Below are 25,437 nucleotides of genomic sequence, written 5' to 3'. Positions count from 1 at the left end.
GGCCATGATCGGGCTGATGGCCCGCCGACTCGCACCGGCTCCCGGCCGCCGTCCCTGGCAGCCAGCACGAGCTTCCTGAGCCCTTTCTCAACACGTTGTCAGCCGGGCAGCACCTCGACGCGGTCGCCGACGTGCACCGTCCCCGGCCGCCGGACCTCGGCGTAGACGCCCAGGCAGTGCTTGGGGGTGCGGGTGACGGCGACCTCGACCTCGCCGATGCGCACCGTGCGCCCGACCCACGAGCGCTCGTCCTCGCCCTCGGGCAGGTCGACCAGGAGGTTGGCACGGGGGTCGTCGGCCGAGCAGCCCTCGGGGACGTCGCCGGCGTCGGCCCGTGCGATCGCGCCGCGGCTGACCAGGTGCACCGCGGCGGCGTCCACCTGCGGCTGCCCGGACCGCTGCAGGCGCACCGGCCGGCCGAGCACCCCGGTCAGCGTGACCGTGTCGGCCTCGTCGTCCCCCGTGGCGACGACCCCGGCCATCTCCGGGGTGCTCTTGACCGTGACCCGCTCCCCCGTCGTGGCGTCGACGACGGTCCACGCGCGGTCGCCGACCAGGCCCGCCGGACCCACCTCCGCCTCCCGCACGGTCCGCCCGCCGAGGCTCTTCACCGGGTAGACGCTCACCTGCACGACGCTGCCCGCACCAGTCACGAGGCGACCGTACGTCCCTCGCCCGAGGGGGGCGGCCGACGGCGCAGTCGGCGCCGCTGCGCGTCGAGGTAGGGCCGCGCCCGGCGCTGACCGCCCTCGCGGTCGATGGCCGCCTGCAGCGCGTCCAGCGCCCGGGCCAGCCGGTCGGCGTCGGGCCGCCAGCCGCGCCGCTCGCACTCCTCCAGCCAGTCCACCGGCGCCCGGTGGCCGCGCTCGGCGTTGCAGCGTCGGCAGGCCGCCACCTCGTTGGCCAGCCACGACGGACCGCCCTTGAGCCGGGGGACGACGTGCTCGGTGGTCGGCGGGACCAGGCCGCCGAGGACCCGGCCGCACCAGATGCAGGTGTCGCCGTCCCGCTCCAGGACCTCGGTCAGCCGCTCGGCGCGCCCCGGCCGGCGCGGCCGGACCGGTGCGGGCGGGGCGGGGGGCCTGCGGCGCGACACCGCACCGATGGTCCCCCTCGGCGCGCCCACGTGCCCGACGTCGTCAGTCCCGCGAGCGCCGCCCGGCCACCCGCCGCCTCCGGGGCGACAGCAGGGCCGCCCGGGCGGTCGCCCGCCGGCGCCGCACCGACCGCCGGAACGCCTCGCGTCCCGGGCTGGTCCCCGGCGGGTACGCGTACCAGCCGTACCCCTCGTCGCACGGGGGGTCCGGGGCCTCGTCGTCCTCGCGCATGCGGTCGTGCAGCCGGCCGAGGACCCGCTCCGCGAGATCGTCCTGCGCCAGCAGCCGCCCGAGGTCGTCGCCGGCACCCTCCGCGGTCAGGGCCTCGCCGTACCAGCGCTGCCACCCGCGGCCGAAGGCCCGGTCGGCGACGTCGGTGACCACGGTCCACGCCGCGTCGACGGGGACCTCGGTGTCCAGCGCCAGGTCCAGCTCCACCAGGGCACGCAGCGTGTACAGGTCCGGCCCCGGCCAGACCGGGACCGGGCCGCCGGGGAGGGGCTCGTCGTCGGACACCGCCGCATCGTGCCAGGGCGGCGCGCTGCGCACCGATGAGAAACCCGATCGGCCAGGGTCTCCCCCAACGACACCGACCGCCGGCCCCCGCGGCCCCCGCGGCGACCGCCGCAGCCGGGCCGCAGCACACAGGCAGGAGCAGACATGGGCGCGATCAGAGTGCACGAGTTCACCACCGTCGACGGGGTCGTCGACGCCCCGATGTGGACGATGGACTACGGGTTCCCCGACGACCTGGCCGCGTCCATCGGGGCGCAGACGGCCCTGGCGCAGGGCATCCTGCTGGGCCGCACCACCTTCGAGATGTTCGCACCCGCCTGGTCGACCCGGACGGTCGAGGACGACCCCGGCGCGCCCTTCTTCAACGACACGACCAAGTACGTCGTGTCCTCGACGCTGACCGACGCCGAGTCGGTGTGGCGGAACTCCACCGCGGTCGGCGGCTACGACGCCGGCCGCGTCCGCGAGCTCAAGGAGCAGGGCGACCTCTACGTCAGCGGCAGCGCCACCCTGGTGCGGGCCCTGGTCGCCGACGGCCTGGTCGACGAGCTGCACCTGTACGTCTACCCGGTCGCCGTCGGCTCCGGCATCCGGCTGTTCCCCGAGGGCGGGCCGCGGACGCCGCTGTCCCTGCTCGGGGCCGACAGCCTGAGCAACGGCGTTGTCCACCTGACCTACGGCCCGGCCGCCGCCTGACCCGGGGACGGCGAGAGGCCCGGGTCCGACGGACCCGGGCCTCTCGTGCCGGTGGGCGATACTGGGTTCGAACCAGTGACCTCTTCGGTGTGAACGAAGCGCTCTACCACTGAGCCAATCGCCCCTGCGGCAGACATTCTGCCAGACGCTCAGCGCCAGAGTGGCACCCACCCCGGCACCCAGTCCGGAACGCCCATGACGTGGAGCACGACGACCAGGACGCCGTAGACGAAGGCCGCGCTGGCCAGCGCGACGGCGACCCGTACCCATGCCCGCTGCCGACCCAGCCACTCGGTCCAGGCCCGCACGTGCCGGCGGGTGAAGTCCAGCAGCCGCTCGGCCCACGTGAACTCGGTGGCCAGCAGGAAGAGCCCGGCGATGACGGTCAGCCAGCCCGGCCCGGGCAACGGGATGGTGACCAGGCCGAAGGCCACGACGACACCGCCGACCGCGCCCACGACCAGGCGGTAGGCGTGGTCGAGCGGACGGCGGGCGGCCAGGCGCTGCCGCCAGTGCGTCGCCACGACGCGCTCCCGCAGGCTGCGGTGCGCGTCGTGGGCCGCGGAGGCCCGCCGCGCACCGGACGCCGCGGCCGCCGGCTGCCCGGTGCCGGAGGGGGCCACCGTCTCCGGACCGCTCAGCTGGGCACCTCCCCCGACGCCACGATGTCGCTGGGCTCCGGCGGAGCCGAGCGGCCGGGCTCGAGGCTCACCGCGAAGCCGGTGTAGGCGTCCAGCCCGGACGCGCCCGAGCCTACGGTCCGCAGGGTCGGCTGCGGGGACGTCACGTCGAAGGTGCCCAGCGGCGCGGGAGCACCGGCACCGGTCCCCCACACCACGTACGTCTGCTCCTGGACGTCGTTGGGTGCCAGGCCCTGGGTGACCACCTGCACCTGGTCGTCGCGGGCGACGACGGTCGCGACCGGGGTGCCGTCGTCCGTCAGCGGCGCGATCGTCGCCTGGCCGGGGGTCAGCAGCGCCTCGACCAGCTCGGCCTGCTCGGCGGCGGTCGCCTGCGCCTCCTCCCGGGCCGAGTTGAGCACCACGTTCCAGGTGCCCAGGGCGAGGATCGCCGCGACCGCGGCCGCCACGAGGGCGTTGGGCAGCACCCGGCGCCAGCTGGACCGCGGGTCGACCGCGCCGACCGGCAGGGGCGCCCGGTGCGCGCCTCCCGCCGGGGCCTCGAACCGGCGCACGGGCGCCTGGGGGTCGACGGCGGTGGGCGGCACCGGCGGCGGCGTCGTCCGCTCGTCCTCGCGGGCCGGGTGCGGCAGCTGCTCGGTCTCCTCCACCGCGGCGCGCAGCCGGTCCCGCAGCCGCTCCGGGGGGTCGACCGGTGCCAGGTCGCCGGCCAGGGCGCCCATGACGTCGGTGGTCTCGCTCACCGTCCGCCGGCACCGGGGGCAGGTCGGCAGGTGGGCGGCGAAGAGCTCCTCGTCCTCCGGCTCGAGGGCGTGCAGCGCCCAGCCGACGGCGAGCTCGTCGAAGGTCTCGTGCTCCCCGCGCCGGGGGTCCCGCGGCGCGGTCACCGGCTCGTCCCGTCGGCCGGCGCGGACTCGCTGAGCGCGCCACCCGGGCCGACGCCCGCACTCCCGAGCTCCTCGCGGAGCCGGCGCATCCCCGCGAGCATGCGGGTCTTCACCGTGCCCAGCGGCGTGCTGGTCAACGCCGCGACCTCCCGCTGTGTGTAGCCGCCGTAGTAGGCCAGGGTCAGCGCCTCCCGCTGCGGAGCCGGCAGGGCGCTCAGCGCGCCGCGCACCTGCTCGGACACCACCCGGCTCCACGCCTCGTCCTCGACGTCGCGGGACGACGTCGGGGTGGTGAGGGCGAGGTCGTCCGCGGCCCGGGTCTGCCGGCGGCGGTGCGACTCCTCCCGGCGGACGGCGTCGACGGCCTTGTGGTGGACCATCGCCATCAGCCAGGAGGAGAAGGAGCCCCGCGCGGCGTCGAAGGCCCCGGGGTCGCGCCAGACGGTGAGGAACACGTCCTGCAACACGTCCTCGGCCAGGACGTCGTCGGTGAGGATCCGCCGGGCCAGCGCGAAGGCCGGACGGCTGTACCTGTCATAGAGCTCGTCCACGGCGCTCCGGTCGCCCGCGCGCATGCGCAGGAGGAGGTCGGCGCCCGCGGGGCCGTCCCCGACGCGCCGTGCCGGACTGCTCACGAGCCCCATCGTCACACGCGGTCTTCGCAACAGGCAGGCGGCGCGGTTCAGCTCTGCCCGGAAGGGGCAATCAGGAGGTCGACACGCCCGGTGGTCATCCGGGCGTCACCTCGGTCACGGAAGGTCGTTGTTCGAGTCATGATCAACCGCGCCACGCCTGGGTACACGTGCCCCACGACGCTGCACCTGGTCGGTCCGCAGTCCTGGACCGAGGTCCCCGCGCTGCTCAGCTACGAGATCAGTGACCCGTTCGCCGTGCGGATCACCTTCGGCGACGGGGCCGAGGAGGACGGCATCTCCTGGCTCGTGGGCCGCGACCTGCTGCAGGCCGGGCTCGACCGGCCGGCGGGCGAGGGCGACGTGCGGCTGTGGCCGTCCCGGACGTCGGGCGACGTCCTGTTCCTGCACCTGCGCGCCCCCTCGGGCGAGGCGCTGTTCGAGGTGTCCCGCGGCACGGTCGCCGGCTTCCTGCAGCTGACCGCGAGCGTCGTCCCCTTCGGCGAGGAGTCCTCGGTGCTCGAGGTGGACGGCGAACTGGCCGCCCTGCTGTCCAACGGCGGGGCCGACCCGACGGGTCGGTGACCCAGGGGGACCCCCCGTGAACCCCCTCCGAGGGTCGGGTATGGTTCTCCCTGCAAGACAGCGACACAGCAGGACAGCAACGCGGACGTGGCTCAGTTGGTAGAGCATCACCTTGCCAAGGTGAGGGTCGCGGGTTCGAATCCCGTCGTCCGCTCGGAACCTCGGGCGCTGGCCGTCAGCTCGGCGCCCGCGTGCGGTGGAGTGGCCGAGAGGCGAGGCAACGGCCTGCAAAGCCGTCTACACGGGTTCAAATCCCGTCTCCACCTCGGCCTCCGCCGAGATCGGTGGAGCGGACCGGCCGCCGGCCGGATCGGGCGATTGGCTCAGTGGTAGAGCGCTACCTTGACACGGTAGAGGTCACTGGTTCGAACCCAGTATCGCCCACAGCAGGAGAGGCCCGGGTCCATGGGACCCGGGCCTCTCGCCGTCCCAGGGCACCGGCGTCGGCCCCGGCCGGCTGCGATCTGCGCCCCGCCTGCTCCGGGTTCGGTCAGGCCGGCAGGCTGCGCCCGACCGATGACGTCACCGTGGTCGGCGCCTCATGGTGAGGTCTCGGCAGCTCCGGCCCCCGCCCGCAGAGCCGCCTCCCGCGCCCGTCGCCGGGCGCCCCAGGCGGTGCTCGCACACGCCAGGGCCGCGACGGTGTAGCCGAGCGGGACCCACGGGTCGTCGTTCGACATCCACTGCAGGACTGCCAGGACGGCGAACAGCACGGCCAGCCCGACCCGGATGCGGGCGGTGTTGCGTGCGCGCTCGGCGTCCCGGTTCCTCGGGACAGGGCGGTCGGCGGGCACGCGGCGAGTGTGCCGTCAGCCGAGGGCGGGTGCCACGCGCTCGGTCCAGAAGCGCTCCACCTGCGCCTCCAGCTCCTCGACGGTGCCGCTGTTGTCCAGCACGACGTCGGCCACCGCGCGGCGCTGCTCGTCGGTGGCCTGGGCCGCGATCCGGGCGCGGGCGTCGTCCTCGGACAGTCCCCGGCCGACCAGCCGCCGCACGCGGGTGTCCAGGTCCGCCTCGACGACGAGCACCAGGTCGTACGAGCCGGCCTGGCCGGTCTCCACCAGCAGCGGCACGTCCTGCACCACCACGGCGTCCGGGGGGGCCGCGGCGACCAGCTCGGCGGCGCGGGCCCGCACCAGCGGGTGCACGATGCCGTCGAGCCGGCGGCGGGCACCGGGGTCGGCGAACACGATCGCGGCGAGCGCCGGGCGGTCGAGGGTGCCCTCGGGGGTCAGCACGCCGTCCCCGAACGCCGTGACGACGGCCTGGAGCCCCGGTGTGCCCGGCTCGACGACCTCGCGGGCGATGCGGTCGGCGTCCACGATGCGCGCCTCGCGTGCGGCCAGCAGGCCGGCCACGGTGCTCTTGCCCGATCCGATCCCGCCGGTCAGCCCGATGCGCAGCACGCACGGACAGTAGCCAGCGGGCGCGGGACGATCACGGACGGGTAACACCCGTCCGTCCTGCCCGGCGCGTCGCTCCAGTCACACGCGCCCCATCAGCAACTCTCTGCTCGGCGATCTCCCCACGCCCCAGAGAGGTAGAATCCACCATGTCCCGTCCCGCGCACGCCGCCCCCTCGTCGACCCCCGCCGCCGTCCGGCGCGGCCCGGGTCGGCACCGGCTCGACCGCCCCACGGGCGTGCGGTGCACGGACCTCCCCATGGTCCGCGAGCGGCTCGAGCGCACCGGCGCCGTCCGCCCGCGCAACGCCTTCCTGCGGTGGCTGTCGGCGACGGCTCCGGCGGGCCGGCACACGTGGCAGTTCCTCGCGAACTCCGGCGGCCGCCCGCGCACCGCCTTCGCGATCATCCTCAGCCTCTGAAGGCCCGCTCCCGGGACCCGGCCCGAGCGTGCGAGGGTCGGCGAGGAGCGGGTCCTTTCTCTCGCGAGCTCGGCGCGGGCCCCTCTAGGGTGGCCGCCTCTACCACCCAGCACTCGCACGCTGGCGGCGGGACCGTGTAGGAAGACCGCCTGGACCGGGAGGCCCCGCGGACGCGTCCAGGGGCCTCTCTTCGTCCCTCCACGGGGATGGGAGGGACGACCGAGGCCCGGGACCCCGCGGGGTCCCGGGCCTCGGCCTCAGGTGGTGCTGCTCAGCCGCGCTGAGCGGGGGTCACTCGCCGCCGGCGAGCTTGGCCCGCAGCGCCGCGAGCGCCTCGTCGCTGGCGAGGGTGCCGCCGGAGGTGTCGCCGACCTCGGCCTCGCCGCTGGAGTAGTTGCCACCGGCCGCAGCCTCGGCGTCGGCCTCGCGGGCCGCGGCGATCTGCTTGCGGTGCGCCTCGAAGCGGGCCTGGGCCTCGGCGTACTGCCGCTCCCACGTCTCGCGGGCCTCGTCGTAGCCCTCGAGCCACTCGCCGGTCTCCGGGTCGAAGCCCTCGGGGTAGATGTAGTTGCCCTGCTCGTCGTAGGACGCGGCCATGCCGTAGGCGGCGGGGTCGAACTGCTCCTCGTCGCCGATGACGCCCTCGTTGGCCTGCTTGAGCGACAGCGAGATGCGGCGCCGGTCGAGGTCGATGTCGATGACCTTGACCAGGATCTCGTCGCCGACCTGCACGACCTGCTCGGGGATCTCCACGTGCCGCTCGGCCAGCTCGGAGATGTGCACCAGACCCTCGATGCCCTCGTCGACGCGGACGAACGCACCGAAGGGCACCAGCTTGGTGACCTTGCCGGGCACGACCTGGCCGATCTGGTGGGTCCGGGCGAACTGACGCCACGGGTCCTCCTGCGTCGCCTTCAGCGACAGCGAGACCCGCTCACGGTCCAGGTCGACGTCGAGGACCTCGACGGTGACCTCCTGGCCGACCTCGACGACCTCGGACGGGTGGTCGATGTGCTTCCAGGACAGCTCGGAGACGTGCACCAGACCGTCGACGCCACCCAGGTCCACGAACGCGCCGAAGTTGACGATCGAGGAGACGACGCCGGTGCGGACCTGGCCCTTGGCGAGCTTGTTGAGGAACTCGCTGCGGACCTCGGACTGGGTCTGCTCCAGCCACTGCCGGCGGGAGAGGACGACGTTGTTGCGGTTCTTGTCGAGCTCGATGATCTTGGCCTCGAGCTCGCGGCCCACGTAGGGCTGCAGGTCGCGGACGCGGCGCATCTCGACCAGCGAGGCGGGGAGGAACCCGCGCAGGCCGATGTCGAGGATGAGACCGCCCTTGACGACCTCGATGACGGTGCCGGTGACGACCTCGTCGGCTTCCTTCTTGGCCTCGATCGTGCCCCAGGCGCGCTCGTACTGGGCGCGCTTCTTGGAGAGGATCAGGCGGCCTTCCTTGTCCTCCTTCTGGAGGACGAGGGCTTCCACCTCGTCGCCGACCTTGACGACCTCGTTGGGGTCGACGTCGTGCTTGATGGAGAGTTCGCGCGAGGGGATGACGCCCTCGGTCTTGTAGCCGATGTCCAGCAGCACCTCGTCCCGGTCGACCTTGACGATGACGCCTTCGACGATGTCGCCGTCGTTGAAGTACTTGATCGTCTGGTCGATGGCCGCGAGGAAGTCCTCGGCGGTGCCGATGTCGTTGACGGCGACCTGGGGGGTGCTGTTAGGACGGACCTGGGTGGAGGTCATGTGGTCGAGTGCTCCGGACGGGGGATGCGTAGGGACAGGACGACCCGCGGCCGGGTGACCGCGGGGAGCGGGGAGAGCCGGCGCGCGCCGATCCCCTGGCGGGTTCAGCACTGACAGACCTCTGGCGCACTCCCATGGTACGGAGCCCGGGACCACCCGGTCCACCTGGGTGCGGCGCCTCCGGACGCCCCGGCGTGTCACGATCGGCGTGTCATGGACAGCCCGGACGACCTCCCCCTCGCCGACGACGGCTACCCCGCGCCGAGCGGTGTGGCCCGCCGGCCGGCGGGGACGGCGGAGTCGGTCCGGGCCAACCGCCGCTGGTGGGACGCCGCGGCGCCGGCCTACCTCGCCGAGCACGGCGGGGACCTCGGTGACGTCGACTTCCTGTGGTGTCCCGAGGGGCTGCGCGAGTCCGCGGCGCACCTGCTCGGGGACGTCGCCGGACGCCGGGTGGTCGAGATCGGCTGCGGGTCCGCGCCGTGCGCGCGCTGGCTGCGGCAGGAGGGCGCCGACGTCGTCGCGCTCGACCTCTCCGGCGGGATGCTGGCCCGCGCCGCCGAGCTCAACCGGGCCACCGGCATCGACGTCCCGCTGCTGCAGGCCGACGTCGGGGCGCTGCCGTTGGCGACGGCCAGCGTGGACCTGGCCTGCTCGGCGTTCGGCGGGCTGCCGTTCGTCGCCGACGTGGAGGGCGCGCTGGCCGAGGTGGCCCGGGTGCTGCGGCCCGGCGGGCGGTTCGTCGCCTCGGTGAACCACCCGTTCCGCTGGCCGCTGCCGGACTCCCCCGACCCCGAGGACCTGCGGGTCGTCTCCTCCTACTTCGACCGGACGCCGTACGTGGAGACCGACGAGGACGGCCACGCCGTCTACGTCGAGCACCACCGCACGGTCGGGGACTGGGTGCGCGCGGTCGTGGGCGCGGGTCTGGTGCTCGAGGACCTCGTCGAGCCGGAGTGGCCGCCGGGCCGCACGCAGGAGTGGGGCCAGTGGTCGCCGGCCCGCGGGGCGCTGGTGCCCGGCACCCTCGTGCTGGTCTGCCGCGCGCCCGGCTGATCAGCCGCCCGGGAGCAGCACCACGCGTCGTCCACCGGTGGCGGTGCGGTCCCACCCCTCCGCCGCCCGGGACAGCGGGAGCACCTCGTGGTCGACCGCCAGCTGCCCGGCGGCGGCGCAGGCCAGCACGGCGGCGAGCGCGGTGGCGCGCTGCTCCCGGGTGAGCGCGTTGTTGGTGTAGCCGAGAACCGAGGCGCTGCGGCTGCGCAGGGTGGCCGAGGAGAACTCCGCCGTGTCCCCCGACGCCCCGCCGAGGTTGACCAGCCGGCCGCCCGGCGCGAGCACCCGGGACGCGGCCGTGGCCGCGGCGCCGAACACGGGGTCGACCACGACGTCGGCACTGCCGCCGGTGGCCTCCGCCAGCCGCGCCGCCAGCTCGTCGACGTCGCCGGTGAGGCGGACGACCTCGTCGGCGCCGGCTCGCGCGGCCCGCTCGGCGGACGGTCCCGGCCGGCACACGGCGACGACCCGTGCCGCGCCGAGCGCCCGGGCCGCCCCGACGGCGGCCTGCCCGACGGCTCCCCCGGCGCCGAGCACCACGACCCGCTCCCCCGACCGCAGCTGCCCCCGCCAGGTCAGCGCCATCCACGCGGCCACACCCGACAGGCCGATCGCGGCGACCGCCGGGTCGGGGAGGTCGGCGTCGAGCGGGACGACGTCGTCGTCGGACACGGCGCAGCGCCCGGCCTGGCTGCCGTCGCCGGGCGCCATGCCGGCGGAGGTGGCGAACCAGACGCGGGCACCGGGCGGGTGGACGGCGGAGGCCTCCACCACGCCGACGCCCTGCACCCCGGGGACGTAGGGCACGGCCGGGCGGCCGAAGTACGACGTCCCCGAGGCGCACAACAGGTCCAGCGGGACCACCGGCGCGGCGGTCACCCGCACCAGCGTCCGTCCGGTGTCGGCGACGGGATCGGGGTGGCGGCGGTACGCCGGGGGCTCCCCCGGGGTGTGCAGGACGGCGGCGTGCACGGGCTCAGGTCGCGATGTCCGGATAGGGCAGGGAGATGTGCTGCATCGCCCTGCCGTAGGCCTTCTGATACTCCAGCGGGCCGTGGTCGCGCTCGAACATCGCGATGAAGAGCGTCAGCGTCAGGAACGGGTGCGCGCCCATCTCGAACAGCGCCACGTGGTCGTGCTCGCGCAGGGCGCGGCGCTCGTCCTCGGTGAACGACAGCCAGGTGGTCCGCTCGGCGGGGATGCAGTTGAGCAGGGTGCCGGCCATCTCGGCCTCCCACCACGCCACCGTGCCCGCCGGGTCCTTGCGGTAGCGCTCGACCAGCTCGGGGTCGCGGTCGACGGTGTACAGGAACTTGTCCAGGAGGTACCTGCTCACCGGGTCACCGCCGCCGGGGCGACCGCGGCCTCTCGCGGCTGCGGGAGGCCGTTCGGGTACCAGGTGAAGTAGGCCTCCATGGTGTGGAACAGGTCGAGGGTGTCGACGTGGTCGGCCTGCTGCCCCTCGCCGGCGACCCCCATCATCAGCATGAAGTCCATGAAGCCGTGGGTGGCGTTCCCCGGCGCGTGCAGGCTGTCCAGGCTGACCTCCGCCAGGCAGCCCTCGATGTCGCCGCTGGCGATCCACTCCACGGCCTTGCGGTCGAACTCCGGGTCCGGGCCGTGCTCGCCGAACTGGCGCGGCCCACCCAGCTCCAGCGACAGGTGGCCGGTGCCGATCACCGCGACGCGCCTGTCGCTGTCCCAGGACTCGACCATCTCCCGGATCGCCCGACCGAGCTGGACGAAGCGCTTCGGCTGCGGCAGCGGCGGGGCGAAGATGTTGGTGTAGACCGGCACGATCGGCAGGTTGGCCTGCGGGCGCAGCGTGATGATCGGGCACGTGATGCTGTGGTCGATCCGCAGCTCGTTGCTGAAGGCCAGGTCGAACCCGCGGTCGAGGCCGTCGCGCAGCAGGTGGGCGGCGAGCTCCTCCTCGCCCCGCAGCAGCATCCGCGGCAGCCCGAACTCGCGTTCCTCGTTGTAGAAGTTCGCGTCGAAGAACGGCGCCTTGCCCACCAGGAACTGCGGCATGTTGTCCAGCCACAGCTGGTGGAAGTGGTCGCTGCCGACCATCACCAGGACGTCCGGCTCGGCCCGGGTCAGGGTCTCCCGGAACCGCTCGATCTTGGCCACCCACTCGTCGGCGAACGGCGGCCGGTCGGCACCGGTCGACGTGCTGGCCCGGTAGTAGAACGGGTGGTGGGTGGACGCGATGACCGCGGCCAGTTCAGCCATGACGACCTCCGTCGGCGTCGGACGACTCGTGGGCGGGCAGGGGCTCGGGGACGTACGGGTCCGGGGCGACGGACCGGTTGTTGAGGTCGACGGAGAGGAATACCTCGTTCGCGACCGGGTGCCGCAGCTCCTCGGCGAGCTGGCCGATCAGCCCGGCCGTCCTGGCGAGCAGGGCGAACCCGCGCAGCAGCTCCATCGGCAGCCCCAGGTCGGCCAGGGCGGCACCGCAGACCCCGGCGCCGTTGAGCGGCAGGGTCCTGCCCAGCACCTGCGGGTGCACCCGGCCGATCGCGGCGAACAGCGACAGGTGCGGGCCGAGCAGCCCCTCCTCGGCGGCGATCTGGAACAGCCGGGGGGTCCGCGGATCGCCGTCCTTGTGCACGTGGTGCCCGAGGCCCGGGACGAAGCGCCGCGCCGCGCGCTGCGCGGTGACCGTCTCCAGCGCCAGGGCGTCCCAGCCGGTGTCGTCGGCGGGCAGCTCGCCGTCCACCCCGGTGAGGACGTCGTGCAGGAAGCGGCCGCAGTCCTCGGTGACCCCCAGGAACCGGGAGCCGCCGCCGAGCAGACCGGCGGCGAGCGCGCCCTGGACGGAGTCCGGCGCGGACAGGTAGGTCAGCCGGGTGACGATCGCGGTCGGGGTGAAGCCGTGGTCGGCCAGCGCCGCCAGCACCGCCTCGAACACCCGGGTCTCCCCGAGCGTGGGGCGCCGCTGGGTGGCCAGCCAGAAGGCGAGCTCCCCGAAGCCCACCTCGCCCATCACGTCGCGGGCGAGGTCGGTGCCCAGCAGAGTGATGCCGTCCCGGCTGGAGGCGCCCAGCGCCGTCGGGTACTCGGGGCGTGCGTCGCTCATCGCCGGCCCTTCTCCGGTGTCGTCAGCCAGCGGCGGATCTCCGCACCGTGCTCGTCGAGGCCGGGCGGGGGCAGGCGGTAGTCGGGCGGGGTCTCGGAGAACCGGATCGGGTTGCGCACCGACGGGACGGCGGCGGCGCCGTCCCCCACCGTGACCACCGGGTCCAGGCCCACCTCCTCGGCGAAGGCGACCCCCTGGTCGACGGTGTTGATCGGTCCGCACGGCACGCCGGCGGCGATGATGTCCCGGAACCACTCGATCTTGGTGCGGGTGCGCAGCCGCTCGACCAGCAGCGGCCGCAGCTGGTCGCGGTTCGCCGTCCGGTCCTCGTTGCGCGCGAAGCGGGGGTCCTCGGCCAGCTCCGGCGCCCCGAGCACCTCGACGAGCTTGCGGAACTGCCCGTTGTTGCCCGCGGTGACGATCAGGTCCCCGTCGGCGCAGGGCAGCGGCTCGTAGGGGAACAGGCTCGGGTGGCTGTTGCCCATCCGGAAGGGGACGACGCCGCCGGCCACCCAGGCGCTCGAGTGGTTGACCATCCCGGACAGCGCCGAGGCCAGCAGGTTGACCTCGACGTGCTGACCGCGACCGGTCTCGTGCCGGCGGTTCAGGGCGGAGAGGACGCCGATGGTCGCGTGCAGCCCCGCCATCACGTCGAACACCGAGATGCCGGCGCGGAACGGCTCGCCGTCGGGGTCGCCGGTCAGGCTCATCAGGCCCGAGATCGCCTGCACGATGAGGTCGTAGCCGGGCAGGGACGCGCCGCCCGGCTGGCTGCCGAAGCCGCTGATGGAGGCGTAGACGACGCCCGGGTTCGTCGTCGAGACCGTGGCGTGGTCGAGGCCGAAGCGGGCCAGGCCGCCGGGCTTGAAGTTCTCGACGAGCACGTCGGCGCGACGGGCCAGCTCGCGGGCGGCCGCCAGGTCGTCGGGGTCCTTGAGGTCGAGCGCGACCGACCGCTTGTTGCGGTTGACGCCGAGGTAGTACGTGGCCACGCCGTCGCGCACCGGGGGCTGCCACGACCGGGTGTCGTCCCCTGCCGGGCTCTCCACCTTGACCACCTCGGCGCCCAGGTCGGCCAGCAGCATGGTCGCGTACGGGCCGGCGAGGACGCGGGAGAAGTCGGCGACGAGCAGACCGGCCAGCGGGCCGCCGCCCCGGCCGGCTCCCGGAACCTGTCGGGGGTCGCTCATGGGGTCCCGGCACTCCTCAAGGTCGAGAACGGACAGTCGTCCGCGCGGTGTGAGGAGTCTCGGCAGCCGCGTCCGTCCCTGTCAAGCGCGCTTCCGTCGAGTGCTGCGCCGAGAGGGCCGCCTTGACAGTGCGGCCGAGATCACTCCAGGGTGTCCACGGCGCCGCGGACGACCGTAGTGCGGACACTTGTCCGCTCAGCCCGGCGATTTCTGGAGGCGAACTGTGACCCACCCCGACAGCGAGGTCGTGGTGCCGTCCGACGACCGGCCGGTCGTCCTGCGCGGCGGCACGGTGCTGACCATGGACGACGCGCACACCGTCCTCACCGACGCCGACGTCCTGGTGGTGGGCGACCGGATCGCCGCCGTGGGCCCGTCGCTGGAGGTCCCGCCGGGCACCGTCGAGGTCGACGCACGCGGCGGCATCGTGATGCCCGGGATGATCGACACCCACCGGCACATGTGGCAGACCGCGATGCGCGGGTACGGCGCCGACTGGACGCTCACCCAGTACTTCGTCTGGTACTACCTCGAGCACGGGCGGGTCTTCCGCCCGGAGGACGTGCACGCCGGCAACCTGCTGTCGGCCTGGGACGCCCTCGAGGCCGGGGTCACCACCACCGTCGACTGGTCGCACGGGCTGCAGACCGTCGACCACGCCGAGGCGGCGGCGGACGCGCTGCTGGCCGTGCCCGGCCGGTTCGTCCTGGCCTACGGCAACATCCAGGCCGGGCCGTGGGAGTGGGCCACCGACCCCGCCGTCCGGGCCTTCCTGCAGCGCCGGCGCGACGAGGGCCGGCTGGGGCTGCAGCTGGCCTTCGACGTCACCGGCGACCCGGCCTTCCCCGAGAAGGCGGCCTTCGAGGCGGCCCGGGAACTCGGTTTGCCGGTCACCACGCACGCCGGCGTCTGGGGCGCCACCAACGACGACGGCCTGCGGCTGATGCACGAGCACGGCTTCATGACGCCGGACACGGTGTACGTGCACGCCGCCACGCTCTCCACCGACTCCTACCACCGGATCGCCGCCACCGGCGGGTCGATCTCGGTCTCCACCGAGTCCGAGCAGAGCGCCGGGCAGGGCTACCCGCCCACCTGGCAGGTGCGCCGGCACGACATCCCGGTCTCCCTGTCGATGGACACCAGTGTCTGGTGGAGCAGCGACCTGTTCTCCGCCATGCGCACCACGCTCGGCGCCGACCGGTCGCGCGAGCACCTGGAGGCGCACGCCAAGGGCGACACCGTCACCCACGTGCACCTGCGCGCCGAGCAGGTCGTCGACTGGGCGACCCGGGGTGGCGCCCGGGCGCTCGGCCGGGAGGACCTGGGCAGCCTCGAGCCCGGCAAGAAGGCCGACGTGGTGCTGATCAAGAACGACCGCTCGCCGGTCTCCTTCCCGCTGCTGAACCCGTACGGCCACGTCGCCTTCCAGGCCCAGCGCGGGGACGTGCACACCGTGCTCGTCGACGGCCGGGTCGTGAAGTCCGAGCACCGGCTGGTCGGGGTCGACCTGGCGGCCGTGCGGCGCACGGTGGACGCCACCGTGGAGCACCTGCGCGCCACCCTCGGCGAGGAGACCTGGGCGGCGGGGATGAACCCCGACTCCCCGGACGACGAGCTGCTGGACAACCCGTACACCTACACCGACTACAAGTCGGCGAGCACGCACGGCGCCCGTGGCAGCGTCTTCGGCGATGACGCGGTGACCGGCTGAGGACCGCCCGGCGTCCCGCCGTACGGGGTGGGACGCCGGGCCGCGCGGCCCGGCACCCGGGTCGCGCCGTGGGATCCTCGGCGGACCACGGGCGGATCGAGAGGGAGGGGGGAGCGTGGCGGGACGCGGCACGGGACCGGAGTTCGTGGAGGCGCTGGCACGCGGCCTCGACGTCCTGTCCTGCTTCAACGCCGACCGGCCGGCGATGTCGCTCAGCGACGTGGCCGCCGCGGCCGGGTTGGCCCGGCCGACGGCTCGCCGGCTGCTGCTGACCCTCGAGGAGCTCGGCTTCGTCCGCAGCTCCGGGGGCCTGTTCCAGCTGACGCCGAAGGTGCTGACCCTCGGCGTCGCCTACGTGAGCGCACTCGGGCTGTGGGACATCGCCCGGCCGCACCTCGAGGCGTTGGTCGCCCGCACCGGCGAGTCGTCGTCGATGGCCCAGCTGGACGGTTCGGACATCGTCTACGTGGCCCGGGTGTCGGTGCCCAAGCTCATCGCCCTGCGGGTCGAGATCGGCACGCGGTTCCCCGCCGTCCAGACCTCCCAGGGCAAGGTCCTGCTCGCGGCCCTCTCCCCCGCCGAGCTCGAGGCGACCCTCGCGCTGCCCAGTCGCGCCGGGCTGCCGGCCTACATCGGCCGGTCCGCCGAGCAGCTCCGTGACGAGCTGACCGAGGTGCGGGCCCGGGGCTGGGCGCTGGCCGACGAGGAGCTGGCCCCCGGGGTGCGATCCGTGGCGGTGCCGGTCCGGGACGCCGCGGGCGCGGTGCGCGCGGCGGCGAACGTGACGGTGCACGCGGCGGAGACCTCGATCGACCGGCTGCTCGGCGAGCACCTGCCGCTGCTGCTGCGCACGGCCGGCGACATCAGCGCCGAGTGGGCCCTGTGGCAGTCCCGACCGCACGTCGAGGTGCCCCGGCACACCGACGCCACGGCCTGAGGCCGACCCTCGACCTCCATCCGAGGGTCACAGTGGTGCCCGCAGGGGGGATCGGTACCGCCACCGGGACCACCGTTGCGCCATGAGCAGCGCCGGGAACGCCGCCCGCCCTGCCTCGCCGCACCGCTGTACCCGGGCGGCCCAGCACGGGCCCGCCCCCGGGCTGCCCGGGTACGACGCTCGTGGCGACCGGAGTTCCTTCTTCAGTGGGCGGCCTCGTCCCAGGTCCGGCCGAAGCCCACCGAGACCTCCAGCGGCACCGACAGCTGCGCGGCGCCGGCCATCTCGCGGCGGACCAGCGTCTCCAGCGCCTCGCGCTCCCCCGGCGCCACCTCGAGCACGAGTTCGTCGTGCACCTGCAGCAGCATCCGGGAGCGCAGCCCCTCGGCGGTGATCGCCTGCTCCACCCGCAGCATGGCCACCTTGATGACGTCGGCCGCCGAGCCCTGGATCGGGGCGTTGAGCGCCATCCGCTCGGCCATCTGCCGGCGCTGGCCGTTGTCGCTGGTCAGGTCGGGGAGGTAGCGGCGGCGGCCCAGCGTCGTCTCGGTGTACCCGGTCTGCCGGGCGTCGTCGACGACGCCGTCGAGGTACTCGCGGATGCCGCCGAAGCGCTCGAAGTAGGCGTGCATCTGCTCGCGCGCCTCCTCGGTGGAGATGCGCAGCTGGGAGGCCAGCCCGTACGCCGACAGCCCGTAGGCCAGGCCGTAGCTCATCGCCTTGATCCGGCGGCGCATCTCCGGGTCGACGTCCTCGATCGGGATGTTGAACGCCCGCGACGCGACGAAGGAGTGCAGGTCCTCCCCCGACGTGAACGCCTCGATGAGCCCCTCGTCGCCGGAGAGGTGCGCCATGATCCGCATCTCGATCTGGCTGTAGTCCGCCGTCATCAGCGACTCGTAGCCCTGCCCCACCACGAATGCCTGCCGGATCCGGCGGCCCTCGGCGGTGCGGATCGGGATGTTCTGCAGGTTGGGGTCGGTCGAGGACAGCCGGCCGGTGGCCGCGATCGTCTGCTGGAACGTGGTGTGGATGCGCCCGGCGTCGTCGACCATCGGGATGAGGCCGTCGATCACGGTGCGCAGCCGGGTCACGTCGCGGTGCCGCAGCAGGTGCTCGAGGAACGGGTGGCCCGTCTGCGCGAGCAGGGTGGTCAGCGCCTCGGCGTCCGTCGTGTAGCCGGACTTGATCTTCTTGGTCTTGGGCAGCCCGAGCTCGTCGAAGAGCACCGCCTGCAGCTGCTTGGGCGAGCCGAGGTTCACCTCGCGGCCCATCACCGCGTAGCACTCGGCGGCCGCGGCGGCGACGCCCTCGGCGAACTCCCGCTGCAGCTCCTGCAGGAAGTCCAGGTCCGCGGCGATGCCGCGCTGCTCCATGCGGGCCAGCACGAAGGTCAGCGGCAGCTCGATCGCGCCGAGCAGGTGGTCGCCGCCGCGCTGCCCGAGCACGGACTCCAGCGCGTCGGAGAGGTCGTTGACGGCGACGGCCTTGAGGACGTCGGCGTGCGCGGCCTCGCGGGCGAGGTCCTCCTCCGACGGCCCCAGCCCGTCGAGGGTCAGCTGGGCCTCCTCGGCCGCGGAGTCCTTCAGCTCGCGGCGCAGGTAGCGGACGGCGAGGTCGCCCAGGTCGAACGACCGCTGCCCGGGCAGCGCCAGGTACGCGGCCAGCGCGGTGTCGCTGACCACGCCGGCCAGATCCCAGCCGCGCGCCCACACCGCGAGCAGCGGGCCCTTGACCTCGTGCACGACCTTCGGCCGGTCGGGGTCGGCCAGCCAGGCGGCCAGCGCCTGCTCGTCCGCGGCGTCCAGGTCGGGGCCGACGTCGACGAAGGTGGCGTGGTCGTCGGCGGCGGCCAGGGCCAGGCCGGTGAGCTCGCCGGTGCCCCGGCCCCAGGTGCCGCGGAAGATGATCCCGGTGCGGCCGGTGCGGGCGTGCTCGTCGAGCCAGCCGCCCAGGCCCCCGGCGGGCACCTCGTCCTCGGCGACGTCGAAGCCGCCCTCGGCCTCGGGCTCGGCGCTGGTGAGCGTGGCGAACAGCCGGTCGCGCAGCACCCGGAACTGCAGGTTGTCGAAGAGGGTGTGCACCTCGTTGCGGTCCCACGGCCGTACCGCCAGGTCGGCCGGGCCCAACTCCAGCGGGACGGCGCGGTCCAGCTCGGTCAGCCGCCGGTTCTGCAGCACCGAGGACAGGTGCTCGCGCAGCTTCTCGCCGACCTTGCCCTTCACCGTGTCGACCTGGTCGACCAGCGCGTCGAGCGAGCCGTACTCGCGGACCCACTTGGCCGCCGTCTTCTCCCCCACGCTCGGGATGCTCGGCAGGTTGTCGCTCGGGTCGCCCCGCAGCGCCGCGAAGTCGGGGTACTGGACCGGCGAGAGCCCGTACTTGGCCTCGACCTCCTCGGGGGTGAACCGGGTGAGGTCGGAGACGCCCTTGCGCGGGTAGAGCACGGTGACGTGCTCGTTGACCAGCTGCAGGGCATCGCGGTCGCCGGTGCAGATGAGCACGTCCATGCCCGCCTCCACCGCCGCGACGGTGAGAGTGGCGATGACGTCGTCGGCCTCGTAGCCCTCGGCGGTGATGACCGGGATGTGCAGCGCGGCCAGCACCTCCTGGATCAGGCTGACCTGGCCGCGGAAGTCGGTCGGGCTCTCGCTGCGGTTGGCCTTGTACTCGGCGTAGATCTCGCTGCGGAAGGTCTTGCGCCCCACGTCGAAGGCGACCGCCACGTGCGTCGGCTGCTCGTCGCGCAGCACGTTGATCAGCATCGAGGTGAAGCCGTACACCGCGTTGGTCGGCTGCCCGGTCGTCGTCGAGAAGTTCTCGACCGGCAGGGCGAAGAAGGCGCGGTAGGCCAGGGAGTGCCCGTCGAGGAGCAGCAGCCGCGGGCGCTGGGCGGCCGGGTGAGGCGTCGCCGTGGAGGCGGTGGGCGCGGGGGTGGCAACCGGAGCGGACATCGCCGCCGATCCTAGAAGGACCCCGCTGCCCCCCCTACCCCCTCGCAAGCTCGGGGGTCGGGACCCTGCAGCGGGGCCGCTCGTTACGGTGCCGGGGTGACCGCTGACCGTCCCGCCTGGCTCGAGGCCGGGCAGATGAGCCCGCTGGACGACAAGCTCGGCATCCGGATCACCGACTTCGACCGCGACCACGTGGTCGCGACCATGCCGGTCGAGGGCAATCAGCAGCCGTTCGGCCTGCTGCACGGCGGCGCCACCTGCTCGCTGGTCGAGACGGTCGGCTCCTGGGCCGCGGCCCTGGGTGCGGGCCCGGGCCGGCAGGCGGTCGGGGCGGAGCTCAACGTCAGCTACGTGCGGGCGGCCACCGCGGGCGTCGTCACCGCCGTCGCCAGACCGGTCCGCCGCGGCCGGACCCTGACCACCTTCACCATCGAGGTCACCGACGAGCAGGGTCGCGTGACCGCCACCGCCCGGCTCACCTGCATGCTGCTGGCCGCCTGAAAGAGGACCACCCTTCCCCCACGCCTCGCACGCTCGGCGCGGGACCCTGAGGGGTGGCCGTCGTCCCCCCAGGACGGGGCTGCCTCAGCCTTCCGCGGCGTCGAGCAGCGGCACCAGCCGGGCCGGCGGACGACGGCGCACCAGGGGACGGCGCGGGACCGGGACGGTGCCCCCGCCGCGCTGCCAGGCCGCCAGCGTCCGCGCCAGGGTCTCCCGCGGCACGATCCGCCGGGTGGTCAGCGGCGCGAAGCCCATCCGCGCGAAGAAGCGCTGCCGCTCGGCCTCGTGCCCGCCGACGGCACCGACGACGTGCGCGGCGCCCACCTGCGACGCGTACGCGACGGCGGCCGCGAGCAGTGCCGCGCCCGCGCCGCAGCGGCGGTGGTCGCGGTGGACGACGAGGTTGTCGACGGTCACCTGCGGGACGCCGAGCACCACCGACAGCGGGTCGACGCCGAGGACGGCCAGGCCCACCGCGAGCTCGGCGCCGGCCCCACCGCCGTCCGGCGCGTTCGGACCGGGCAGCACGGCCAGCACGACCCGGTGCGCCGGGTCGGCGAGCAGCCGGCGGAAGCCGGTGGTGGCCGCGGCCCCCGGGGTCTGACCGGTCAGCACCCCCTCGGCGTGGGCCTCGGCGCGGTGCTGGCGCACCAGCGCGAGGACGGCGGGCAGGTCGGCGGGACGCGCGACGCGCGTCGTGACGCGGGACCGAGGACCGGGAACTGACACGGGGGCCTCCCTGGACGGTGGCCAGAGCCTGCACCCGGCGACCGCCGTGATCACGACGGCACGCCGCCCGTGGGACGGGCGTGACGGGTGCGGCGTGTCGCGGACGTGTAACAGCTGGGCCGCGGGGACGTCGAACCGCAACACCGCTGGGTTACCGTCCCCCGTCATGCACAGAGCCAGGGAGGTCGAGTGACGCACGCACCAGGCCGTGTGCCGGGACGCCGGGGACCCAGGGGAACCGCCCCTGCCCGGCGCCGGTCCGCACGGGGATCCGGGGCTCCCGGTGGCCGGATGCTGCTCCGTCTGCTCCTGCTGACCCTCCTCGGCGGGCTCGCCCTGACGCTGGCGCCCGGTACGGCGGCCGCGCAGACCGAGGAGCCCACGGCTACCGAGCAGGTGTCGGGCACGCTGCGGACCAACGTCAGCGGGCCGGTCGAGGGCGTCGAGGTGGTCGTCACGACCGCCGACGGCACCGAGGTCGACACCGTGGAGACCGACGAGAACGGCCAGTGGGCGGTGCCGGTGCCCGGTCCGGGTCAGTACACGGTCACGATCAACGCCGAGGACCTGCCCGAGGGCGTGGTGCTGACCGGGGAGAACAGCCGCACGGTCACCGTCGACGCCGGCCGCAACCAGGGCGTCATCATCGCGCTCAGCGACGGCAGCCGGGAGGCCGGTGGCGGCACGGTCCGCTGGATCCAGCTGCTCGTCGAGGGCCTGCGCTTCGGCCTGCTCATCGCCATGGCGGCGGTGGGCCTGTCGCTGATCTTCGGCACCACCGGGCTGACCAACTTCGCGCACGGCGAGCTGGTGACCATCGGTGCGATCGCCGCGTGGTTCATCAACGTGCAGGGCGGCGTGCCGCTGATCCCGGCCGCGCTGATCGCCATGGTCATCGGCGCGGGGGTCGGGGCGCTCAACGAGCTGGCGATCTGGCGGCCGCTGCGCCGCCGCGGCACCGGCCTGGTCGCCGCGCTGGTCATCTCGATCGGCCTGTCGCTGCTGCTGCGCTACCTGTACCAGATCATCTTCGGCGGCGGCTCCGAGGCCTACGCCGACTACCGGGGCCAGCGGGCGGTCGACTACGGCCCGTTCACGATGACCAACGCCGACCTGGCGTCGATCGTCATCGCGCTGGTCGTCCTGCTGCTGGTGGCCGTCATGCTGCAGCGCACCAAGATCGGCAAGGCGATGCGCGCGGTCGCCGACAACCGCGACCTGGCGGCGTCGTCGGGCATCAACGTCAACCGGGTGATCCTGGTCGTCTGGATGATGGGTGGCGCGCTCGCGGCCCTCGGCGGCGTCCTGCTCGGCCTCTCCGACGAGGTGCAGTGGGACATGGGCTTCCGGCTGCTGCTGCTCATGTTCGCCGGGGTCACCCTCGGCGGTCTCGGCACCGCCTACGGCGCCCTCGTGGGCAGCGTCGTGGTGGGTGTCTTCGTGCAGATGTCGACGCTGGTCATCCCGAACGACGTCAAGTACGTCGGCGGGCTGCTCCTGCTGATCGTCATCCTGATCGTGCGGCCGCAGGGCATCCTCGGCAGCCGGGTGAGAGTGGGCTGAACGATGGGTGAGCTGATCGACGCCCTGGCCGTCGCGCTGAAGGCCGGCCTGGGCTTCCAGGCCGTCTTCCTCGCGCTGCTCGCCATCGGCATCAACGTGCAGTTCGGCTACACCGGGCTGCTCAACTTCGGGCAGATCGCCTTCGCGATGCTCGGCGGCTACGGCATCGCCATCTCGGTGAGCCAGTGGGGCCTGCCGTTCTGGGTCGGCGTGGTCGTCGGCCTGCTCGCCGCGGTCGTCCTGGCTCTGCTGCTGGGTCTGCCGACCCTGCGGCTGCGCGCGGACTACCTCGCCATCGCGACCATCGCGGCGGCGGAGGGCCTGCGGCTGCTGTTCCGCTCGGTGTCGGCCACCCCGGTGACCGCCGGCACCCGCGGCCTCTCGGGGTTCAACGCCGACTTCGTGGCGCTCGCCCCGTGGGACACCAGCCGCCAGTACCCCATCCTCGGTACCCGGTGGAGCGGCGCCGAGCTGTGGGTGACCACGGTGGGCTGGGTCCTCGTGGCGCTGTCCTGCCTGCTGATCTGGCTGCTGGTGCGCAGCCCGTGGGGCCGGGTGGTGAAGTCCATCCGCGAGGACGAGGACGCCGTGCGCTCGCTAGGCAAGAACGTCTACGTCTACAAGATGCAGGCGCTCGTCCTCGGCGGTGTGCTCGGCGCCCTCGGCGGCATGATCTACGCGCTCGGCACCGCGTCGGCCAACCCCGACCAGTACCAGAACGCCAACACGTTCCTCGCCTACGCCGCCCTCATCCTCGGCGGCGCGGCCCGAGTCCTGGGTCCCGTCGTCGGCGCGATGCTGATGTTCTTCATCATCCAGTTCGCCGACACCGGGCTGCGTACGCTGATCGGCAACGGGGTGATCCCCGAGGACCTGCTCTCGGCGACCGACGTGGCTCAGATCCGGTTCGTGCTGATCGGGCTCGGACTCATGCTGCTGCTGGTCTTCCGACCACAGGGCATCTTCGGTGACCGACGAGAGGTGATGCTCGATGCCCGCTGACCAGACCCCCGGCCAGCCGGCGCCGCACGGCGCGCACGCCGCGTCCCTGGACGCGACGGCGACCGGCGCGGCACCCCGCCTGCTCGCCCGGGCCGCGCTGCGCGACGTCCCCTGGGAGGTCGGGGTGGCCAAGCCCGACCCGGCCATCGTCGTCGACGGGGTCACCCGCACGTTCGGCGGCCTCACCGCGGTGTCGGTGGACCACCTGGAGGTGCAGCGCGGCGGCATCACCGGCCTGATCGGGCCCAACGGCGCCGGCAAGACCACGCTGTTCAACCTGCTGACCGGCTTCGACCAGCCCAACACCGGCACGTGGTCCTTCGACGGCCGCCCGCTGGGCAAGCTGGCGCCGCACCAGGTGGCCCGGCTGGGCGTCATCCGCACCTTCCAGCTGACCAAGGCGCTGTCCCGGCTCACCGTGCTGCAGAACATGCTGCTCGGCGCCCAAGGGCAGAAGGGTGAGAGCTTCCTGCGCGCCCTGGTGCCCGGTACCTGGCGGGCGCAGGAGCGGGCCAACACCGAGAAGGCGATGGACCTGCTCACCCGGTTCAAGCTGGACCGGAAGAAGGACGACTTCGCCGGCACGCTCTCCGGTGGCCAGCGCAAGCTGCTGGAGATGGCCCGCGCGCTCATGAGCGACCCGAAGGTGGTCATGCTCGACGAGCCGATGGCCGGCGTGAACCCGGCCCTGACCCAGAGCCTGCTAGGGCACGTCAAGGACCTGCGCGAGCAGGGCATGACGGTCGTCTTCGTCGAGCACGACATGGACGTCGTCCGCGACATCAGCGACTGGGTCGTCGTCATGGCCGCCGGCAAGGTCATCGCCGAGGGCCCGCCGGAGTCGATCAGCCAGAACCAGGCGGTGGTCGACGCCTACCTCGGCGCGCACCACGACGCCCCGCTCACCGTCGAGGAGGAGGACCGCGTCCTCGCCGAGGCCGAGGCGGCCATCGCCCGCGAGGAGAACGCCGAGGGCGACGTCATCGGCTCCGACACCCGACGCGAGGAGGACCGATGAGCACGATGGACGACCCGGCCATGGAGGACCCGATGTTCCAGGTCGGGCACTCCGACGGCGGCACCCCGGACCAGCGGGCGATCGCCGGGGAGATGTCGCGGGCCGAGCGGGCCGCGACCCGCGAGGAGCACGTGCGGCTCGCCGGCGGCGCGCTGGTGCGGGCCGACGAGCTGGTGGCCGGCTACGTGCCCGGCGTCAACATCCTCAACGGCTGCGACTTCTACCTGCAGGACGGCGAGCTGGTCGGCATCATCGGCCCGAACGGCGCCGGCAAGTCCACGCTGCTGAAGACCCTGTTCGGGCTCATCCCGGTGCGCTCGGGCACGGTGACGCTGCGCGGGGAGGACATCACCTCCGCCCCGGCCCACCGGCTGGTCTCGCTCGGCGTCGGCTACGTGCCGCAGAACAACAACGTGTTCCCCTCGCTGTCCATCGAGGAGAACATGCAGATGGGTGCCTACCTGCGGCCCAAGGTCTTCCGCGAGCGCTTCGACTACGTGGCCGACCTGTTCCCGATGCTCGGGGAGCGCCGCAAGATCAAGGCGGGGTCGCTCTCGGGCGGCGAGCGGCAGATGGTGGCCATGGGCCGGGCGCTCATGATGGAGCCGTCGGTCCTGCTGCTCGACGAGCCGTCGGCCGGCCTCTCCCCCGCCTACCAGGACGAGGTCTTCATCCGTTGCCGGCGGATCAACGCGACCGGCGTCTCGATCATCATGGTCGAGCAGAACGCCCGCCGGTGCCTGCAGATCTGCGACCGCGGCTACGTCCTCGACCAGGGCCGCAACGCCTACACCGACACCGGTGAGTCGCTGATGCACGACCCGAAGGTCATCGAGCTCTACCTGGGGACGCTGGCCAAGGCGCACTAGGCCGCCCCCTGGCCCGCACGACGGCGCCGGTCCCCTGACGGGGGCCGGCGCCGTCGTGCTGGGTGGACCGGCGGGCGTGGACGGGACCTGGGAGCTGGGAGCTGCGGCCCCGCGACGGCGGGATGAACGGCCTGGAGCTCGCCCGCTGCACGACCGCGGGCGGCTTCTCCGCGTGCTGGTGCACGCCG

At 73.7% G+C, this 25,437-nt stretch carries 27 protein-coding genes and 4 tRNA genes; 14 read left to right on the top strand and 17 right to left on the bottom strand.

Going from position 1 to position 25,437, the window contains the following annotated elements; all coding sequences use genetic code 11:
• Positions 1-98: 98 nt before the first annotated feature.
• The 3 genes from CNO22_RS06490 to CNO22_RS06480 are packed head-to-tail and all read right to left on the bottom strand — an operon-like array spanning position 99 to position 1,613.
• Positions 99-653, bottom strand: coding sequence for an MOSC N-terminal beta barrel domain-containing protein (locus CNO22_RS06490; protein WP_100498531.1), 555 nt, complete (start codon positions 651-653; stop codon positions 99-101).
• Positions 650-1,096 carry an HNH endonuclease gene (locus tag CNO22_RS06485; protein WP_232806841.1) on the bottom strand — a complete coding sequence of 149 codons (447 nt, stop codon included), beginning with the start codon at positions 1,094-1,096 and terminating at the stop codon, positions 650-652. The genes CNO22_RS06490 and CNO22_RS06485 overlap by 4 nt, the downstream gene beginning before the upstream one ends.
• Before the next feature lie 43 nt (positions 1,097-1,139).
• A complete protein-coding gene (locus CNO22_RS06480) occupies positions 1,140-1,613 on the bottom strand; it encodes a hypothetical protein (RefSeq protein WP_100498530.1) in 474 nt (157 codons plus the stop codon).
• 144 nt (positions 1,614-1,757) lie between these two features.
• On the opposite strand from CNO22_RS06480, the gene CNO22_RS06475 reads away from it, so the two are divergent.
• The gene (locus CNO22_RS06475) at positions 1,758-2,309 is read left to right on the top strand and encodes a dihydrofolate reductase family protein (RefSeq protein WP_100498529.1); all 552 of its coding nucleotides are present in this window, start codon (positions 1,758-1,760) and stop codon (positions 2,307-2,309) included.
• Between the two features lie 52 nt (positions 2,310-2,361).
• Here CNO22_RS06475 and CNO22_RS06470 read toward each other — a convergent pair.
• From CNO22_RS06470 to CNO22_RS06455, 4 genes are all read right to left on the bottom strand, one after another.
• A tRNA-Val gene (locus tag CNO22_RS06470) sits at positions 2,362-2,433 on the bottom strand.
• A 25-nt stretch (positions 2,434-2,458) separates the two neighbouring features.
• Positions 2,459-2,932 (bottom strand): TIGR02611 family protein, encoded by a 474-nt coding sequence (locus CNO22_RS06465; protein ID WP_100498528.1) that lies wholly within the window; start codon positions 2,930-2,932, stop codon positions 2,459-2,461.
• Between the two features lie 14 nt (positions 2,933-2,946).
• The gene (locus CNO22_RS06460; RefSeq protein WP_100498527.1) at positions 2,947-3,837 is read right to left on the bottom strand and encodes an anti-sigma factor; all 891 of its coding nucleotides are present in this window, start codon (positions 3,835-3,837) and stop codon (positions 2,947-2,949) included.
• Positions 3,834-4,481, bottom strand: a complete 648-nt coding sequence (locus CNO22_RS06455) for a sigma-70 family RNA polymerase sigma factor (protein ID WP_100498536.1) — start codon at positions 4,479-4,481, stop codon at positions 3,834-3,836. The genes CNO22_RS06460 and CNO22_RS06455 overlap by 4 nt, the downstream gene beginning before the upstream one ends.
• A gap of 129 nt (positions 4,482-4,610) precedes the next feature.
• On the opposite strand from CNO22_RS06455, the gene CNO22_RS06450 reads away from it, so the two are divergent.
• The 4 genes from CNO22_RS06450 (at position 4,611) to CNO22_RS06435 (ending at position 5,438) form a co-directional block, all read left to right on the top strand.
• Entirely contained in the window at positions 4,611-5,054 is a 444-nt protein-coding gene (locus tag CNO22_RS06450; protein WP_100498526.1) for an SsgA family sporulation/cell division regulator, read from the top strand.
• Between the two features lie 81 nt (positions 5,055-5,135).
• Positions 5,136-5,208 (top strand) — tRNA-Gly (locus CNO22_RS06445).
• Positions 5,209-5,249: 41 nt separating this feature from the next.
• Positions 5,250-5,320, top strand: a tRNA-Cys gene (locus CNO22_RS06440).
• A 46-nt stretch (positions 5,321-5,366) separates the two neighbouring features.
• Positions 5,367-5,438: transfer RNA gene (locus tag CNO22_RS06435), tRNA-Val, on the top strand.
• Between the two features lie 155 nt (positions 5,439-5,593).
• Here CNO22_RS06435 and CNO22_RS06430 read toward each other — a convergent pair.
• Complete coding sequence (locus CNO22_RS06430; RefSeq protein WP_100498525.1) at positions 5,594-5,848, bottom strand: hypothetical protein; 255 nt, start codon at positions 5,846-5,848, stop codon at positions 5,594-5,596.
• A 15-nt stretch (positions 5,849-5,863) separates the two neighbouring features.
• On the bottom strand, positions 5,864-6,460 hold the full coding sequence (gene coaE / locus CNO22_RS06425; protein ID WP_100498524.1) for a dephospho-CoA kinase: 597 nt from the start codon (positions 6,458-6,460) through the stop codon (positions 5,864-5,866).
• Positions 6,461-6,606: 146 nt separating this feature from the next.
• On the opposite strand from coaE, the gene CNO22_RS06420 reads away from it, so the two are divergent.
• On the top strand, positions 6,607-6,879 hold the full coding sequence (locus tag CNO22_RS06420; protein ID WP_100498523.1) for a hypothetical protein: 273 nt from the start codon (positions 6,607-6,609) through the stop codon (positions 6,877-6,879).
• A 291-nt stretch (positions 6,880-7,170) separates the two neighbouring features.
• On the opposite strand, the gene rpsA is transcribed toward CNO22_RS06420, so the two are convergent.
• Positions 7,171-8,631, bottom strand: coding sequence for a 30S ribosomal protein S1 (rpsA, locus tag CNO22_RS06415; RefSeq protein ID WP_100498522.1), 1,461 nt, complete (start codon positions 8,629-8,631; stop codon positions 7,171-7,173).
• 213 nt (positions 8,632-8,844) lie between these two features.
• Between rpsA and CNO22_RS06410 the strand changes: the two genes are divergently transcribed.
• Positions 8,845-9,687, top strand: a complete 843-nt coding sequence (locus CNO22_RS06410; RefSeq protein ID WP_100498521.1) for a class I SAM-dependent methyltransferase — start codon at positions 8,845-8,847, stop codon at positions 9,685-9,687.
• Here the strand turns inward: CNO22_RS06410 and CNO22_RS06405 are convergent, their stop codons facing one another.
• Genes CNO22_RS06405 through CNO22_RS06385 form a run of 5 tightly spaced genes read right to left on the bottom strand, consistent with a single transcriptional unit; the run spans position 9,688 to position 13,962 of the window.
• Positions 9,688-10,659: a quinone oxidoreductase family protein gene (locus CNO22_RS06405; RefSeq protein WP_100498520.1), complete on the bottom strand. Its 972-nt coding sequence runs from the start codon at positions 10,657-10,659 to the stop codon at positions 9,688-9,690.
• Positions 10,660-10,663: 4 nt separating this feature from the next.
• Positions 10,664-11,023, bottom strand: coding sequence for a hypothetical protein (locus CNO22_RS06400; protein WP_100498519.1), 360 nt, complete (start codon positions 11,021-11,023; stop codon positions 10,664-10,666).
• Positions 11,020-11,922 carry a DODA-type extradiol aromatic ring-opening family dioxygenase gene (locus CNO22_RS06395; RefSeq protein WP_100498518.1) on the bottom strand — a complete coding sequence of 301 codons (903 nt, stop codon included), beginning with the start codon at positions 11,920-11,922 and terminating at the stop codon, positions 11,020-11,022. Before CNO22_RS06395 ends, CNO22_RS06400 begins: the two co-directional genes overlap by 4 nt.
• Positions 11,915-12,772 carry a citryl-CoA lyase gene (locus tag CNO22_RS06390; protein WP_100498517.1) on the bottom strand — a complete coding sequence of 286 codons (858 nt, stop codon included), beginning with the start codon at positions 12,770-12,772 and terminating at the stop codon, positions 11,915-11,917. Before CNO22_RS06390 ends, CNO22_RS06395 begins: the two co-directional genes overlap by 8 nt.
• Positions 12,769-13,962: a CaiB/BaiF CoA transferase family protein gene (locus CNO22_RS06385; protein WP_100498516.1), complete on the bottom strand. Its 1,194-nt coding sequence runs from the start codon at positions 13,960-13,962 to the stop codon at positions 12,769-12,771. The genes CNO22_RS06390 and CNO22_RS06385 overlap by 4 nt, the downstream gene beginning before the upstream one ends.
• 223 nt (positions 13,963-14,185) lie before the next feature.
• Between CNO22_RS06385 and CNO22_RS06380 the strand changes: the two genes are divergently transcribed.
• Positions 14,186-15,676, top strand: a complete 1,491-nt coding sequence (locus CNO22_RS06380; RefSeq protein ID WP_198588142.1) for an amidohydrolase family protein — start codon at positions 14,186-14,188, stop codon at positions 15,674-15,676.
• 115 nt (positions 15,677-15,791) lie between these two features.
• Entirely contained in the window at positions 15,792-16,613 is an 822-nt protein-coding gene (locus tag CNO22_RS06375) for an IclR family transcriptional regulator domain-containing protein (protein WP_100498515.1), read from the top strand.
• A 203-nt stretch (positions 16,614-16,816) separates the two neighbouring features.
• Here the strand turns inward: CNO22_RS06375 and polA are convergent, their stop codons facing one another.
• Positions 16,817-19,567 (bottom strand): DNA polymerase I, encoded by a 2,751-nt coding sequence (gene polA / locus CNO22_RS06370; RefSeq protein ID WP_100498514.1) that lies wholly within the window; start codon positions 19,565-19,567, stop codon positions 16,817-16,819.
• Between the two features lie 96 nt (positions 19,568-19,663).
• Between polA and CNO22_RS06365 the strand changes: the two genes are divergently transcribed.
• On the top strand, positions 19,664-20,068 hold the full coding sequence (locus CNO22_RS06365) for a PaaI family thioesterase (protein WP_100498513.1): 405 nt from the start codon (positions 19,664-19,666) through the stop codon (positions 20,066-20,068).
• Between the two features lie 84 nt (positions 20,069-20,152).
• Here CNO22_RS06365 and CNO22_RS06360 read toward each other — a convergent pair whose 3' ends face one another.
• Positions 20,153-20,797, bottom strand: a complete 645-nt coding sequence (locus CNO22_RS06360; RefSeq protein ID WP_157936826.1) for a GNAT family N-acetyltransferase — start codon at positions 20,795-20,797, stop codon at positions 20,153-20,155.
• 291 nt (positions 20,798-21,088) lie between these two features.
• On the opposite strand from CNO22_RS06360, the gene CNO22_RS06355 reads away from it, so the two are divergent.
• From CNO22_RS06355 to CNO22_RS06340, 4 genes are read left to right on the top strand one after another with little or no spacing between them, the layout of a single operon-like run.
• Positions 21,089-22,360, top strand: a complete 1,272-nt coding sequence (locus tag CNO22_RS06355) for a branched-chain amino acid ABC transporter permease (RefSeq protein ID WP_100498511.1) — start codon at positions 21,089-21,091, stop codon at positions 22,358-22,360.
• A 3-nt stretch (positions 22,361-22,363) separates the two neighbouring features.
• Positions 22,364-23,362, top strand: a complete 999-nt coding sequence (locus CNO22_RS06350) for a branched-chain amino acid ABC transporter permease (RefSeq protein ID WP_100498510.1) — start codon at positions 22,364-22,366, stop codon at positions 23,360-23,362.
• Positions 23,352-24,380 carry an ABC transporter ATP-binding protein gene (locus CNO22_RS06345; RefSeq protein ID WP_100498509.1) on the top strand — a complete coding sequence of 343 codons (1,029 nt, stop codon included), beginning with the start codon at positions 23,352-23,354 and terminating at the stop codon, positions 24,378-24,380. Before CNO22_RS06350 ends, CNO22_RS06345 begins: the two co-directional genes overlap by 11 nt.
• The gene (locus tag CNO22_RS06340) at positions 24,377-25,249 is read left to right on the top strand and encodes an ABC transporter ATP-binding protein (protein ID WP_198588141.1); all 873 of its coding nucleotides are present in this window, start codon (positions 24,377-24,379) and stop codon (positions 25,247-25,249) included. The genes CNO22_RS06345 and CNO22_RS06340 overlap by 4 nt, the downstream gene beginning before the upstream one ends.
• Positions 25,250-25,437: the final 188 nt, after the last annotated feature.

The sequence above is a fragment of the Geodermatophilus chilensis genome (assembly GCF_002802985.1).
GTDB lineage: Bacteria > Actinomycetota > Actinomycetes > Mycobacteriales > Geodermatophilaceae > Geodermatophilus > Geodermatophilus chilensis.
Note: the sequence above shows the minus strand (reverse complement) of the source record. Positions and strands in the feature narration are given on the sequence as shown.

Excerpts from the sequence above, each read along its gene's own strand:
- CNO22_RS06345 (WP_100498509.1), top strand. The coding sequence starts at position 23,352 with ATGCCCGCTGACCAGACCCCCGGCCAGCCGGCGCCGCACGGCGCGCAC.
- CNO22_RS06395 (WP_100498518.1), bottom strand. The coding sequence starts at position 11,922 with ATGGCTGAACTGGCCGCGGTCATCGCGTCCACCCACCACCCGTTCTAC.
- CNO22_RS06340 (WP_198588141.1), top strand. The coding sequence starts at position 24,377 with ATGAGCACGATGGACGACCCGGCCATGGAGGACCCGATGTTCCAGGTC.
- CNO22_RS06350 (WP_100498510.1), top strand. The coding sequence starts at position 22,364 with ATGGGTGAGCTGATCGACGCCCTGGCCGTCGCGCTGAAGGCCGGCCTG.
- CNO22_RS06420 (WP_100498523.1), top strand. The coding sequence starts at position 6,607 with ATGTCCCGTCCCGCGCACGCCGCCCCCTCGTCGACCCCCGCCGCCGTC.
- CNO22_RS06385 (WP_100498516.1), bottom strand. The coding sequence starts at position 13,962 with ATGAGCGACCCCCGACAGGTTCCGGGAGCCGGCCGGGGCGGCGGCCCG.
- CNO22_RS06390 (WP_100498517.1), bottom strand. The coding sequence starts at position 12,772 with ATGAGCGACGCACGCCCCGAGTACCCGACGGCGCTGGGCGCCTCCAGC.
- CNO22_RS06455 (WP_100498536.1), bottom strand. The coding sequence starts at position 4,481 with ATGGGGCTCGTGAGCAGTCCGGCACGGCGCGTCGGGGACGGCCCCGCG.
- CNO22_RS06475 (WP_100498529.1), top strand. The coding sequence starts at position 1,758 with ATGGGCGCGATCAGAGTGCACGAGTTCACCACCGTCGACGGGGTCGTC.
- polA (WP_100498514.1), bottom strand. The coding sequence starts at position 19,567 with ATGTCCGCTCCGGTTGCCACCCCCGCGCCCACCGCCTCCACGGCGACG.
- CNO22_RS06410 (WP_100498521.1), top strand. The coding sequence starts at position 8,845 with ATGGACAGCCCGGACGACCTCCCCCTCGCCGACGACGGCTACCCCGCG.
- rpsA (WP_100498522.1), bottom strand. The coding sequence starts at position 8,631 with ATGACCTCCACCCAGGTCCGTCCTAACAGCACCCCCCAGGTCGCCGTC.
- CNO22_RS06355 (WP_100498511.1), top strand. The coding sequence starts at position 21,089 with ATGCTGCTCCGTCTGCTCCTGCTGACCCTCCTCGGCGGGCTCGCCCTG.
- CNO22_RS06450 (WP_100498526.1), top strand. The coding sequence starts at position 4,611 with ATGATCAACCGCGCCACGCCTGGGTACACGTGCCCCACGACGCTGCAC.